This is a genomic window from Mesorhizobium sp. WSM2561, assembly GCF_000513915.1.
Lineage (GTDB): Bacteria > Pseudomonadota > Alphaproteobacteria > Rhizobiales > Rhizobiaceae > Mesorhizobium > Mesorhizobium muleiense.
Genome location: NZ_AZUX01000042.1, coordinates 41,399 through 54,401, shown reverse-complemented (window position 1 = coordinate 54,401; position 13,003 = coordinate 41,399). Strand labels below are relative to the sequence as shown.

Genomic DNA, 13,003 nt, shown 5'->3' with positions numbered 1-13,003 from the left:
TTATTTTTCACGTTCTGTCACGGCGCAACTATCCGCATTTCCACGTGGCCGCCGCAAACAGTCACGGCACCGCGGACCGGCGCCCGGTAGAGCGCGTCGGATTCTGGCCCGAAGATGTCGATGCTGCGCTTTCCGCGTTGGACGAGACTTTCGATATCGGCCGCGACGACCTCGAAAGACTACTGCGCCAGGTCGAGCTGCAGGCGGCGGCGCGCTCGCAGCGAACGCTGCTTTGCCAGGACATCATGTCCCGCGACGTAGTTTCGGCCTCCGAAAATGCCTCGGCCGATGAGGCCAGAAAGCAGCTGCTCGATCACAACATCCGCACCTTGCCGGTGACCGACGCCGAAGGCCGGCTGGTGGGTGCGGTTGGCCTGCGCGAGCTGACGAAGGCAACCGATACGGTGAAGGGCATGATGTCGAAGGCTGACACCGCCTCTCCCGACAAGCCGGCGATGCGCCTGCTTCCCGTGCTCACCGACGGCCGCAGCCATGCCGTGGTCATCGTCGATGCCGAGCGCCGCATCCTTGGCCTGATCACCCAAACCGACCTGCTGGCGGCGGCAGCGCGCGTGCACATGGCAGACACAACGCTGTCAGCGGCGTAAAATAGTGCTCTGATTTGCTCATTCCGGGAGCCTTTCGCTGACAAACGCATCCAATGCATGAAAGACCGTCTGGTCGCAGGGCCGCGGTGAAGAAGCCAGCAACGCAAGTCGTGCGCTCCCGCCGCCGACACGATTGCGACCGCGGCTCGAGGTGCCGGACTGAGGAGTTCGCGCAGGAACTCCTGCATCCAAATGAGTACGGCGGAGGGCCTGCGCGAAGGTTCTCGCGGATTGCCTCGCCGTGCTTGGGGCGGCAATCAGTCGGCGCAACACCTTTTTGATACGCTGCCGTTCGTCCTCTTGGGTAGCGCGCCCTGAGTCCAGTTTGGAACTGGCACAGGTCACTGTGGCACTGCCGCCCTTGGCTTGGCTGCGAGAACGGGATCGCAACTGGGGTTGGCGCCGGCCTGGATACTCAGCCGCCTACCGGCGCGGAGGTTGATAATGCAAATGCCGCCTGCAAATTGTGTGCGGCCTTGAACAACTCAGATCGCCCGGAGAGTGCCAGCAGACGATTTGCCAGTGCGCCGGTCCTGTTCGACCTCATAGCTGACCTTTTGGCCATCGGCGAGGCTCCTTAACCCGGCACGTTCAACGGCAGATATATGAACGAAAACGTCCGCTCCGCCGGCGTCCGGTTGGATGAACCCAAAGCCTTTTGTTGCATTAAACCACTTCACCGTACCTGTAGCCACGCGCCATTCCTTATCTTGACAAGGCGGGCAATCCTCACCCGCGCGGAGGCAATCTAGCCATGACCCTGAACACGTCAATGACTGTTGTCTTCCTCAACCTCTCGCCGATGCCATCTCGGCCGAGGCGTGGCCGAGCTGCTTCTGGAGTGGCGCTCTTCGGGCGACCAGGCGAGGCATGACCGTAGCGAGTGGCCGGCGGACTGCTCTCCCGTTCGCCCTCGGCCCGGATGCACCGTAGCCTCTCATGGCAGTTGTCACCCGTGAGATGCGCGCGCAATTTCGAGGAGTGCATACGCTATCTCGTCATTGGTCCACCCGGCCGTCGCGGCGCTCTCACCAATTCCTGGACAGCCGGTTCCAGCGCGCGTTGGCAATGAAGCCCGCGATCCGGATGATCAGCCGCGCAGCCTGGTTCCGCGATTGTGATCGATCGCTTCATCGCAGGCCAGGGGCTTTTGCCCATCTCCTTCAGGCACACCAGGCGTACGAGCTCACGAATCATTGGCGCTTGGGATTACGCTGAATGCGGTCAACAAGCTGTTCCAGCGAACCCGCGCGCTGCAGCTCCTTGAAAAAATGGTGTGGCGCGACGCTCCCGAGCCGGTGCGTCTCAGCCAGGCTCCACACGAACGGATAGGCCGCCATGAAATCGGATCGTGGCTGGGCCTCAGACAGTTCGGCCTTGGTCACGATACCCCCGCCCACGAGCCGATCGGCCTTTTCGATGATCTGGCGCGCCCTTGTTTTCGAAAGACGATGTTCCTGCGCCAACTCGGCAATGGTTTTGCCATTCAGAAAGCCGTCCACCAGGGCGACATTTCGATCGACATTCGGACTGAAGCCCCAGCAGGCCCGCAGCCGGTCCAGTATCGTCATCGCACCACTTCCCTCAACGATCCCGCTTTGAGATAGATCCCATGATCCGCGACAGCTACCTGCACCGATCACCTCCCAAAAATGGCGGGCGGGCCCCGGAATCGAGCCGCCGTCGCGAGATTTCCGCGGCCGCGGCGGCTTCGCTGTCTGCTGCCCGCAGGGCGAAGCGCGCAGCAGATGAGAGCCCGTGGTGTCGCGATGTGCGTGCGCCATGCCCTGATTTGCCGGGGGCGAGTGTTGTCCAAAACGGTCTTTACCGCAACAGCGACAATCGAGGCATGCCGAGGCTCACCATTTTTCGGCAGGCCGGCAGCACGAAATTACAGTTCGCGTTTGCGACCTGCGAACCAAACTTGCTGCTGCGTTCTGAGAGACGCGGACCTTGAACAGATCCGCCTCCGCCGCAACCCGCAGCGCGGGCTTGGCTTTGCAGTGCAGCTCTTGCCCGACCTGCGCGGCAGGACCTATGAACTCATCGCCGCTGCGCAGTAGTTGGCGGCACCGGATGGAGAAGGGGTATGGACCCCCATCGCTGGCAGAACGACGACAGCGCGCTGTTCGCCGGCGAATGGTTCGAGATCGCCCGGCCCGAGCACGACCCTAGTCGTAGAGGCGCAACGCCGCTTCGTTGACGTTGAGAAAGATGCCGGTCGACTGGCTGCGCACGAACATCGGTACCGGATTATCGTCGAAAAGAGAACGGAACAGGGTCTCGCGCGCCTTCAGGTCGCGAATGTCGGTCAGCGTGACCGCCAGCACGCCGCCGGCGATGTCGACGCCGACCTGCAAAGCGACCCTGTGCGGTCCCAGCCGGTAGGCGAGCTCGAAGCTCGATATGCGCCCCCCGGAACCGGCGTGCAGCAGCTCCTGTGGTATCTCGCTTATGCCGACCTTGGTCAACGCGTCCGAGAGCGGGTGAACTGGAGGCTGTCGATGCTCGATCCGAGGAAGCCCGCCGCGGCCTCGTTGATGCTCAATATGTAGAAGTCAGACGTTGCGCCATGCCCATGATCGATCGGGCTCAGCCCGATGATGGCTTCCTGAGTGGAGTTGATGAGCAGACTGGCAAGGTCGACCTGGCTCGCGCGCGGGCGAAGGAATAGAAGGAAGTATTCGCCCGGCCAGCGGCACGACAACGGCAGCGCGATGATCTCGATCGTGGAAACCTTGCCGTCGACGACCAAGTGGCAAACTGTGAGCCGCGGCTCGCCTGCGGAGCAGGCCTCGTCGATGGCGGAGCCGATCGCCAGATTGAAGGCATATGGCAGTTCCTCGAGGCTGCGCGCGGACTCCGCAAAGCCCACGATCGCGCGGAAGCGCTGGCCGCAGCGCAACAGGAAAGGTGGCTCGTCCCCCAAACGACTGACGACAGCGATCTGATCCGAGAAGCGGCCGACGCTGCCCAACGCGATCTCCTCATAGGGCGGCAGCGTGCCTGCGCCGCAGGCGGATTGCCAGCGGCGCAGGATGAGCCTCACGTAGTCGAACTCCGTTTGGGCCGCTACGCTCTGCCCCGAAGGGTCGACCGTGCCGAGGCCCGTATGATCCAGCCCGACCATCGAGTTTGCCCTCGCCTTGGCAGGGAAAGGTTTCTGAGAGCCGCAATCATCCTCGCATCTCGCCGGTCCGCAGGTCCAATCGGGTCGAAGGCGAAGAGCCTCGGCCGGTTAACAAGCAATCTGAGGAGCGCAGCTCCGGTCGTCCGCAGCATCCGGCATTCTAGGCGAGCCCGTAGATCTGACGGTCTACCGCGGTGCGGCCGCGCGCCTGTCCGATCCCGTGCCCACCCGTCGCGGAACCTATGGCGAGGACCCTTAACGTTCGACTAAACGAAGCGTCACGATCCTGTTACATCGAGTTGCCGCGCAGAGGCATTTGGTTCGTCGGCCTGCTCGTCGACATCTCGCCCTGGGACGCCACAGAAAGCCTGTCCCGAGTGCGCTCACAACCTAAGGGCCCGCATGATTGTGAAGCCTGCTAACCGCGCGACGAGGCGGCCGAATAAGTCTCATACGAGGAAAAACGAAAAGTCGCCAACAAACAAGGGCCGCATCCGCGGCCCTTGTTTGGTTTGACAATATTTTGTCGTTCCCTTTGCTCTCCAAGGCAGGAGCAAAGAGAAACGCCGCCTTCTCTTAGGACGGGCTAGATCGTGAGCTGTGACGCATTTTGGAGCGCGTCGATTGTCGGTTCGGGACCAAAAAGGTCGGCAAATTGTCAATGCCGACGGTCAGACAACGCGCAAAATCAGTAATTTCAGGTTGGTACGCCACTTGCTTGTTCACGGTATCATAACCAGAGCGTGACGGGTGCTTGGCAACATTGAGCAAGGTGGGAAATTAGCTATGCCGCGAGAACGGCCGTTTAGCGCAACAAAACGCAACGGCATCGAAGTTGACCCAATGGAGATGCTGCCGCTCTGGCGCGGTGACTACCTCCAACACCGCTACAAGCCGGCGTCTGCCCCGTGGCCGCTGGCTATGATGTGGGACCAGTTATGCGCGAGATGTTGCGCTATCACAAGGCGCGTGCTCGGACTTTTCAATCGTCACGGCACTTCGATGAAGGGGGAGCCGACCGCGAAGGCCTTGACCGGGCGCGCGCGTACGCGGAAGGAGAAGCTTAGGGTCGCCACCAAAGATGATGCAATCGCCTTGCCGGAGGGCTATCAAACGACGATCGCCTATATTTTCAGGCTTCCTCGTAAATATGCGCCAGGGACGCTTACAATTGGTGACGCCGGTACCGGGCGACGAACGGTGGCATCTCGGGTACCGCATCGTGGGTCAACGTTTCTTCAGGATGCCTGCCGAGTTCCAGGAGGCGCTGCAGAGCTGATGGAGATCAGCATTTGCTCGAGAGCCCAGCCTCCGACCCGCCGATCCGCCGCTTCCGCAGAGAGCTGCAATACAACGCAGGGAACGGGTACTTCGATCTCCGCTCGCGAAGCATGGCACACCGGATGCTCGACGACGTCGCTCCGATATCCACTGACCATCTAATCGCATGCGGCAACAGCACAGCTGCGGAGCTGGTTACGCAAATCACGACAGACGGGACGAGCGTCCTTGCAGTCGCCGACCTGCTCGATCAGTTATACGCGGCCGGGGTGATCGAAGAGGAAGTCGATGACAGCGTCGCTTGGCAGAGCAGCGACGGGATGAAGAGCCGGGTCAAAGGGGTGTGACTGGTGGACTGCTGCCACGTGGATCAAGACCAGCGGAGGATCGATCCTGTAGCGCATCGAGTGTTTCCGCCCATTCGCTCGATGCGTTCGCCTCTGTCACATTCACCGGGCCCAGAGGTCCCTTGCACTGACGCGGCAAGACGCCGTAGGAGGAATCCCGACATGCCACAACTCGACGAAGCAACACTCAATGAGCTCGTGGACCGCGTCCTTAGCGACGTAGGAGGAGCAGTCAGCGTTCCGCTCGTGCGGATTGGAGACGCGCTGGGCCTGTACAAGACCCTCAAGAAAATTGGGCCGGCGACACCCGACGAGCTTGCCGCCGCCGCCGAATGCGCGCCGCGCTACGTGCGCGAATGGCTATCGGCTCAGGCGGCCTCCGGCTACGTACATCATGATGGTGGCCAGTTCTCGCTGACGCCCGAGCAGGCATTTATCTTTGCGGAGCCCGACAGCCCAGTTCATCTGATCGGCGCCTTCGACACAGCGGCAGCGATGGTCGAGAACCAACAGAAGGTTCAGGTGTCGTTCAAGACCGGCAAGGGCGTTGCCTGGGGAGACCAGGCTGGGTGTATGTTCTGCGCCGTGGCGCGGCTGTTCCGGCCAGGCTATGTCAACGCGCTGGTGCAGGATTGGCTGCCGGCGCTCGAAGGAGTGACGGAAAAACTGAATGCGGGCGCAAAGGTGGCCGACGTCGGCTGCGGACACGGGCTGTCGACGATCCTCATGGCGCAGGCGTTCCCCAAGTCCCGCTTTACCGGCTTCGACTTCCACCCAGCTTCGATCGCTGCAGCAACCGCGCATTCGCGGGCGCACGACGTAACGAACGTGACTTTCGAGGTCGGTCGGGCGCAGGACTTCGCGGGGCGGGATTTCGACTTGATCACCTGCTTCGACTGCCTTCACGACATGGGGGACCCGGAGGCCGCCGCGGTGCATATCCGCAAGGCGCTAAAGGACGACGGAACCTGGATGGTGGTCGAACCCATCGCGGGGGACACACTGGAAGAGAACATCAACCCGGTCGGACGATTGTACTACTCAGCCTCGACGATGATCTGCGTGCCGACCTCGCTAGCGCAGGAGGCCGGGCTCGCGCTTGGCGCACAAGCCGGAGAAAAGCGGCTGGCCCAGGTAATCCGCTCAGGCGGCTTCCAGCATGTCCGGCGAGCGGCCCAGACCCCGCTCAACATGGTGCTCGAAGCGACCTAGCAGACAAATGGCGGCGCCCGTGTTGCAGCTGGCGAAGCCTTGTTGCTCGGGCCCGTGAGCGCGCCGTCGGCGGCGCGCGAAGCGCGCTGCCACGATCGCGCACGGGCGAGCATGGGCTGTCCGCTTCGCACCATTGGAGCGCTACCGGTCTCGCAGGGGAGCAGCCTGGCTCTGGAACGAGTTGCCGTCCTCCCATTTGCCGTGGAATCCAACCGCGTGCCCCGACAGAACAACTTGATCGGGCGCTTTGGTACTCTCGCTACTCTCTATAATCAGACTAGGCGCGGCCTGCATCCAACGAATCAGATGATTTCGCCAAATTCATTTGGATGACCTTTGAAAAAGGAAGATTCTCCGATGCCAGTGAACGTGAGACTGGCCAGGGTCGCCGAAGGACTCTGGCCGGATTGAAACCCGCGAGAAAACCAAGAGATGCTTTATCCCGCAAAGCGAAGTTAGGAGCCAAACAAGCCTAGAAAGCGCCCGCTTCCTTTTAGCACGAATTTCCAAAGCCAGGCCCCGAATTAAAACAAAACAATCTCTACAGGGTTAGTAGAATAATGTTTCGTGGCATGGTTCGTGCCGTCACGCGTGAACGCAATCTGGCCTTCCCAGGGACAAACAGGCATGGCTCACGATATTCCCGACCAAATTAAGGTGCTGTGGTTCCTGCCGACCCATGGCGACAGCCGCTATCTCGGCACATCGGAAGGGGGCAGGGCGGTCGACCTGCCTTATTTGACGCAGGTGGCGCAGGCTGCCGACATGCTCGGCTACTACGGCGTGCTCTTGCCGACCGGCAGGTCGTGCGAGGATTCCTGGGTGATCGCGTCGGCGCTGGCGCCGCTGACCGAACGGTTGCGGTTCCTGGTTGCGGTACGGCCAGGTCTGCAGTCGCCGACGCTCGCAGCGCGCATGACGGCGACGCTTGACCGTATCTCCAACGGTCGGCTGCTGATCAATGTCGTCACCGGCGGCGACCCGCTGGAAAATAAGGGCGATGGCATTTTCCTTTCGCATGCCGAGCGCTACGAGGTGACGCAGGAGTTCCTGCAGGTCTACAAGCGGCTGCTGGGCGGCGAGACGGTCGAGCATCAAGGCAGGCATTTCCGCATCGAGGACGGCCGGCTGCTGTTCCCGCCGGTGCAGACGCCTCATCCGCAACTCTATTTCGGCGGCTCGTCCGACGCGGGGTCGGCTGTGGCGGCGCAGGAGATCGACAAATACCTGACCTGGGGCGAGCCGCCGGCCGATGTCGAGCGCAAGCTCGACGGCGTGCGCGAACTCGCGGAGAAGGCCGGCCGCAAGCTCTCCTTCGGCATCCGCCTGCATGTCATCGCCCGCGAAACCACAGAGGAGGCCTGGGCGGCCGCCGACAGGCTGATCAGCCGGCTCGGCGACAAGACCATCGCCTCGGCGCAGAAGGTATTTGCCCGTATGGACTCGGTCGGCCAGGCGCGCATGAGCGCGCTGCATGGCGGTGACCGGTCGAAACTCGAGATTGCTCCGAACCTCTGGGCCGGCGTCGGCCTGGTGCGCGGCGGTGCCGGCACCGCGCTGGTCGGGGATCCGGCCACGATTGCCGAACGCATCGACGAATACCGGCGGCTCGGCATCGATACCTTCATCCTCTCAGGCTATCCGCATCTCGAGGAGGCCTACCGCTTCGGCGAGCTTGTGCTGCCGCATCTGCCGACCGACCATCCGGTCAAGGTTGCAGGCTCGTCCGTCAATACCGGACCATTCGGCGAGACCATCGCCGGCGACCATCGGCCGAAATCGCTCGCCAGCGCTTCGTGAACGCGCTGCCGCCCCGGCCACGCAGCCACGTCGTCATTCTCGGCGGCGGCTTCACCGGAGCCGCCTTGGCCTGGCAGCTTGCCCGTCAGCCTGCGCGGCCCTCCATCACCGTCGTCGAGCCGCGTCCGTTCCTGGGCGGCGGGCTGGCCTACTCGAGCGAGGAGCCGTCGCATCGCGTCAACGTCCCAGCGGCCCGGATGAACCTGGCACCGGACGAGCCCGAGCATTTTTCGCGCTGGCTGGCCGCCAGCGGAGAGATCGAGCGCGATCCGGACGCCGTTTGGCGCAACGGCGATATTTTTCCGAGGCGGCGGGTATTCGGCCGCTACGTCGCCGAACAACTGAGGCCGCATCTCGAAAGTGGAGCGATCCGTCATATCCGAGGCCAGGCTCACGAGGTGAGGCGCAACGGCGACGGTTGGATCGTGGCCACGTCCGGTCAGCCGATCGCCGCCGACGCGGTCGTTCTCGCTATGACGCATCCGTCGCCCGATGTTCCATCCGCGCTCACACCGATCGCCGAAGCGCATGGCTTCGTTGCCGATGTCTGCGCCGCGGATGCGCTCGGTCCCATTGCTCCAGAAGCATCGGTGCTGATCGTCGGCTCTGGGCTCACATCGGCCGACACCGTCGCCGAACTCGACCGCCGTGGCCATCGCGGCCGCATCCTGGCGGTGTCGCGTCATGGGCTTCGCTCGCGTGGGCACCCGGAGGTGCGCGGCGCGCCCTTCGGCGATTTCGTCTCTATGCCGGCCGCGACCGCGCTTCGCCTGCTGGAGCGCGTTCGTTCGACACTGGCCGCGGCGGACGCCGAGGGCGTCAACTGGCAGTCGGTCTTCGACCAGCTGCGGCTGCAAGGAGCGGTGTTATGGTCCGCGCTATCCCATAATGAGCGCACACGGCTGGTGCGGCGGCTGCGTGTCTTCTGGGACGTGCATCGCTTCAGGATCGCGCCGCAGGTCGAGGCTGTGCTTGATCGGCGCCGCGCCGAAGGCACGTTCGACAACATTGCGGCAAGCCTGGTGGACTCGCGCCGCGCTGGAAATCGCCTGGCTGTCCGCCTGCGGCGACGCGGACGGAAGCAGATCGAAACGCTGCATTTCGATACGGTGATCAACACCACGGGACCGGCGCATGGCAAGGCGCTTCGGACCAATCCGGCACTGCGCTCGCTTGCCGATGCTGGCCTAATCCGGATCGATGCGCATGGGCTCGGAATAGCAACTGGCCTGGACAGCCGCGCCGTCGGCCCGGATGGCGGGCCAGTACCCGGGCTGTTCGTTGCCGGCCCGTTGGCGAGGGGCACGTTTGGGGAGCTCATGGGCCTGCCAGAGGTCGCCCGCCACGCTCAGGCAGTCACCTCGGAGATAGAGAGCCAGCTTGGCGCCCAGCCGGCGGTCGTAGTCGCGCGCTGAAAATCCGCAACGAATCCGGGCACGCGAAATTGGTATTTCCGTCCGGGCTCCGAAAATGGAATATTCTACTTTGTATATGTAATCAGTAGACTAATAATTAGCGACAGATTCCGGCCACGGCCGGATCGATCGTTGGGACAGGCCAAGCCGGGAGATTTCCATGCCAAAGATTGATCGCGACGCAGTCAAATTCGCCTATTGGGTGCCGAACGTCTCGGGCGGGCTGGTCATCTCGAATATCGAGCAGAGGACCAATCATTCGGCGGAGTACAATCGCAAGCTGGCGCAGATCGCTGAAAAGGCCGGCTTCGACTACGCGCTGAGCCAGATCCGCTTCACCGCCGGCTACGGTGCCGACGAGCAGCACGAGTCGGTGTCGTTCAGCCACGACCTGCTTGCCGCCACCACGACCCTCAAGGTCATCGCGGCGATCCTGCCCGGGCCATGGAACCCGGCGCTCGCCGCCAAGCAGATTGCCACCATTAGCTACCTCACCAACGGCCGAGTCGCGATCAACCTCGTTTCCGGCTGGTTCCGCGGCGAGTTCCACGCCATCGGCGAGCACTGGCTCGACCATGACGAGCGTTATCGCCGGTCGGAAGAATTCATTCGCGCGCTACGCGGAATCTGGACCGAAGACAGCTTCACGTTCCGCGGCGATTTCTACCGCTTCAACCAGTATTCGCTGAAGCCGAAGCCACTCAAGCCGCTGCCCGAGATCTTCCAAGGGGGCTCGTCCCGCGCCGCACGCGACATGGCTTCGCGTGTTTCGGACTGGTACTTCACCAACGGCAACACGCCGGCCGAAATCGCCAGGCAGGTCGATGACATCCAGGCCAAGGCCAGAGCCAACAACCATTCGGTCAAAGTCGGCGTCAATGCCTTCGCCATCGTGCGCGAAACCGAGGAAGAAGCAAAGGCCGTCCTTGCCGAGATCATCGCCAAGGCCAATCCGGAGGCAGTCAACGCCTTCGGCCACGAGGTCAAGAACGCCGGCAAGGCCTCGCCGGAAGGCGAAGGCAACTGGGCGAAGTCGTCCTTTGACGATCTGGTGCAATACAACGACGGCTTCCGCTCAAACCTGATCGGTACGCCGCTGCAGGTCGCCGAGCGCATCGTCAACCTGAAGCGCGCCGGTGCCGATCTGATCCTGCTCGGCTTCCTGCACTTCCAGGAAGAGGTCGAGTATTTCGGCAAGCATGTCATCCCGCTCGTTCGCGAGTTGGAAGCCGCGCAGACCGAAACGGTTCTCGCCGCCGAATAATCAATCGTCACTGGCCGGAAAGACCGGCCCGCGAAATCGCGATTGCCCTGCGCGCTAGAGCCTACGGGCGGCAACGGGACTTTGCGCGCCAACGAACCATCGAGGACGCCCGGAATGCCGTTGGCCAGTTCTGCCTTGGGAGCCATGGAGGCCTCTGTTTACGCGCCAGAAGTCTTTGCACGGGGCTTGCTGGCAAGCCTGCGGTCGGAGCAGTCGTCCGAAGATCCTGATACGCGGAGAGGCCGGGTCGCGGCGGCAGCCGTACCGCTTCTTTCGCTCAAAGCCATCGGCCTATCGTTTGGCGGCGTCGTCGCGCTGGCAGATGTCGATCTGTCGGTCTTACCCGGCGAGATACGTGCGATCATCGGGCCGAACGGCGCCGGCAAGAGCTCGTTGATCAACGTCATAAGCGGCGTTTATCGGGCCGACCGCGGTCTTGTCCTGCTCGACGGCGTCAGCTATGCCCAGGTGCCGACGCAGCGGCTGGCGCATCTTGGCGTCGCCAGGACATTCCAGAATCTTGCTCTGTTCAAGGGCCTCAGCGTCATCGACAATGTCGCGTCCGGCCTCGCCTACAGGGTCCGCTCCAACTTTGCCGGCCAGGTGCTTGGCATCGGCCGCTCGCGCGCAGAGCAGCGCCAATCCCTGAGCCGCGCCGACCAGATCCTGGAATTTCTCGACCTCACCGCCGTTCGCGATCGTCTTGCCGGCACGTTGCCCTACGGGCTTCAGAAACGGGTCGAACTCGCCCGGGCGCTGGTGGCGCAACCGCGCCTGCTGCTGCTCGACGAACCGATGGCCGGCATGACATCAGGTGAGAAAAGCGAGATGGCTGATTTCGTGCGCGCCGCGCGCGACCGCTTTGCCACTACAGTCGTCCTGATCGAGCATGATGTCGGCGTCGTCATGGGCCTGTCCGACCGCATCGCCGTCCTCGATTATGGCCGCAAGATCGCCGACGCCACGCCCGACGAGGTCCGCAACGACCAGCGCGTCATCGATGCCTATCTCGGCGTCGCCTCCGACAATGAGGACGGGGCGGGTATATGATCACCGATTTTGACTACCAGTTCTTCATCGAGGTGCTCGTCGGCGGACTGCTCTCCGGTGTCATGTATTCGCTGGTCGCGATCGGCTTCGTGCTGATCTACAAGACCTCGGGCGTGCTCAATTTCGCGCAAGGCGCGCTGCTCCTGTTCGCGGCACTCACCTTCGTCAGTCTCATCGAGCGCGGCGTTCCGTTCGCGCTGGCCCTGGTGATCACCTTCGCCATCATGGTGGCGATCGGCGTCGCTATCGAGCGCACGGTGCTGCGGCCGCTGACCAACAAGCCGCCGATCACGCTGTTCATGGCGACGCTTGGCCTGTCCTACATCATCGAGGGTGCCGCGCAGCTGATCTGGGGCACGCAGGTCCACGGCCTCGATCTCGGCATCGAGGATGTGCCGCTCGAAGTCGGTGGCGTGCTAATCAGCCAGTTCGACATTTTTGCAGCGGCGGTTGCCGCCGCCATGGTTCTCCTTTTGTCGATGTTCTTCCGCTACACCCGCATCGGCCTCAGTTTCCGCGCCGTCGCCGACGATCAGTTCGCGGCGCTCGCGGTCGGCCTCAGGCTGCCGCTGATCTGGGCGACCGTCTGGGCGGCCGCAGGTCTCGTCGCCCTGGTGGCGGGGCTGTTGTGGGGTGCCCGCCTTGGCGTCCAGTTTTCGCTGTCCCTGGTGGTGCTCAAGGCGCTGCCGGTGCTGGTGCTCGGCGGCTTCGATTCTATCCTCGGCGCAATTGTCGGCGGGCTTTTGATCGGCGCCAGCGAGAAGTTGGCCGAGGTCTATATCGGCGACTATTTCGGTGGCGGCATCGAGAGCTGGTTCGCCTACGTCGTCGCGCTCGTTTTCCTCTTGATCCGCCCCTCCGGCCTGTTCGGCCAGAAGCTCGTGGAGAGGGTCTGA

At 62.9% G+C, this 13,003-nt stretch carries 13 protein-coding genes; 9 read left to right on the top strand and 4 right to left on the bottom strand.

Annotation, left to right across the window (positions count from 1 at the left end; genetic code table 11):
- Positions 1-608 (top strand): CBS domain-containing protein (locus M727_RS37620; protein WP_036263606.1); only part of this gene is annotated, 608 nt, incomplete at its 5' end.
- A gap of 485 nt (positions 609-1,093) precedes the next feature.
- On the opposite strand, the gene M727_RS37615 is transcribed toward M727_RS37620, so the two are convergent.
- On the bottom strand, positions 1,094-1,303 hold the full coding sequence (locus M727_RS37615; protein WP_036263604.1) for a cold-shock protein: 210 nt from the start codon (positions 1,301-1,303) through the stop codon (positions 1,094-1,096).
- A 498-nt stretch (positions 1,304-1,801) separates the two neighbouring features.
- Positions 1,802-2,179 (bottom strand): hypothetical protein, encoded by a 378-nt coding sequence (locus M727_RS43255; RefSeq protein WP_027155237.1) that lies wholly within the window; start codon positions 2,177-2,179, stop codon positions 1,802-1,804.
- A 518-nt stretch (positions 2,180-2,697) separates the two neighbouring features.
- On the opposite strand from M727_RS43255, the gene M727_RS41810 reads away from it, so the two are divergent.
- Positions 2,698-2,811, top strand: a complete 114-nt coding sequence (locus M727_RS41810) for a DUF1419 domain-containing protein (RefSeq protein WP_245269017.1) — start codon at positions 2,698-2,700, stop codon at positions 2,809-2,811.
- On the opposite strand, the gene M727_RS0126945 is transcribed toward M727_RS41810, so the two are convergent.
- The gene (locus tag M727_RS0126945) at positions 2,780-3,079 is read right to left on the bottom strand and encodes a hypothetical protein (RefSeq protein WP_027155236.1); all 300 of its coding nucleotides are present in this window, start codon (positions 3,077-3,079) and stop codon (positions 2,780-2,782) included. The genes M727_RS41810 and M727_RS0126945 overlap by 32 nt on opposite strands.
- The gene (locus tag M727_RS0126940) at positions 3,076-3,738 is read right to left on the bottom strand and encodes a hypothetical protein (RefSeq protein WP_027155235.1); all 663 of its coding nucleotides are present in this window, start codon (positions 3,736-3,738) and stop codon (positions 3,076-3,078) included. Before M727_RS0126940 ends, M727_RS0126945 begins: the two co-directional genes overlap by 4 nt.
- A 1,403-nt stretch (positions 3,739-5,141) precedes the next feature.
- Here M727_RS0126940 and M727_RS43250 point away from each other — a divergent pair.
- The 7 genes from M727_RS43250 to M727_RS0126895 all read left to right on the top strand — a co-directional run bounded on the left by M727_RS43250 (position 5,142) and on the right by M727_RS0126895 (position 13,003).
- Positions 5,142-5,366: a hypothetical protein gene (locus M727_RS43250; RefSeq protein WP_245269016.1), complete on the top strand. Its 225-nt coding sequence runs from the start codon at positions 5,142-5,144 to the stop codon at positions 5,364-5,366.
- A 162-nt stretch (positions 5,367-5,528) separates the two neighbouring features.
- Positions 5,529-6,578, top strand: a complete 1,050-nt coding sequence (locus M727_RS0126925) for a class I SAM-dependent methyltransferase (RefSeq protein WP_027155234.1) — start codon at positions 5,529-5,531, stop codon at positions 6,576-6,578.
- A 627-nt stretch (positions 6,579-7,205) separates the two neighbouring features.
- Positions 7,206-8,378, top strand: coding sequence for an FMNH2-dependent alkanesulfonate monooxygenase (gene ssuD / locus M727_RS0126915; RefSeq protein WP_027155233.1), 1,173 nt, complete (start codon positions 7,206-7,208; stop codon positions 8,376-8,378).
- Positions 8,375-9,793: an FAD/NAD(P)-binding protein gene (locus M727_RS0126910; RefSeq protein ID WP_027155232.1), complete on the top strand. Its 1,419-nt coding sequence runs from the start codon at positions 8,375-8,377 to the stop codon at positions 9,791-9,793. The genes ssuD and M727_RS0126910 overlap by 4 nt, the downstream gene beginning before the upstream one ends.
- Positions 9,794-9,953: 160 nt before the next feature.
- The gene (sfnG, locus tag M727_RS0126905; RefSeq protein WP_027155231.1) at positions 9,954-11,057 is read left to right on the top strand and encodes a dimethylsulfone monooxygenase SfnG; all 1,104 of its coding nucleotides are present in this window, start codon (positions 9,954-9,956) and stop codon (positions 11,055-11,057) included.
- 114 nt (positions 11,058-11,171) lie between these two features.
- Positions 11,172-12,107, top strand: a complete 936-nt coding sequence (locus M727_RS0126900; protein ID WP_027155230.1) for an ABC transporter ATP-binding protein — start codon at positions 11,172-11,174, stop codon at positions 12,105-12,107.
- Positions 12,107-13,003, top strand: coding sequence for a branched-chain amino acid ABC transporter permease (locus tag M727_RS0126895; protein ID WP_027155229.1), 897 nt, complete (start codon positions 12,107-12,109; stop codon positions 13,001-13,003). Before M727_RS0126900 ends, M727_RS0126895 begins: the two co-directional genes overlap by 1 nt.

Excerpts from the sequence above, each read along its gene's own strand:
- sfnG (WP_027155231.1), top strand. The coding sequence starts at position 9,954 with ATGCCAAAGATTGATCGCGACGCAGTCAAATTCGCCTATTGGGTGCCG.
- M727_RS41810 (WP_245269017.1), top strand. The coding sequence starts at position 2,698 with ATGGACCCCCATCGCTGGCAGAACGACGACAGCGCGCTGTTCGCCGGC.
- M727_RS0126940 (WP_027155235.1), bottom strand. The coding sequence starts at position 3,738 with ATGGTCGGGCTGGATCATACGGGCCTCGGCACGGTCGACCCTTCGGGG.
- M727_RS0126925 (WP_027155234.1), top strand. The coding sequence starts at position 5,529 with ATGCCACAACTCGACGAAGCAACACTCAATGAGCTCGTGGACCGCGTC.
- ssuD (WP_027155233.1), top strand. The coding sequence starts at position 7,206 with ATGGCTCACGATATTCCCGACCAAATTAAGGTGCTGTGGTTCCTGCCG.
- M727_RS43250 (WP_245269016.1), top strand. The coding sequence starts at position 5,142 with ATGCTCGACGACGTCGCTCCGATATCCACTGACCATCTAATCGCATGC.
- M727_RS43255 (WP_027155237.1), bottom strand. The coding sequence starts at position 2,179 with ATGACGATACTGGACCGGCTGCGGGCCTGCTGGGGCTTCAGTCCGAAT.
- M727_RS0126900 (WP_027155230.1), top strand. The coding sequence starts at position 11,172 with ATGCCGTTGGCCAGTTCTGCCTTGGGAGCCATGGAGGCCTCTGTTTAC.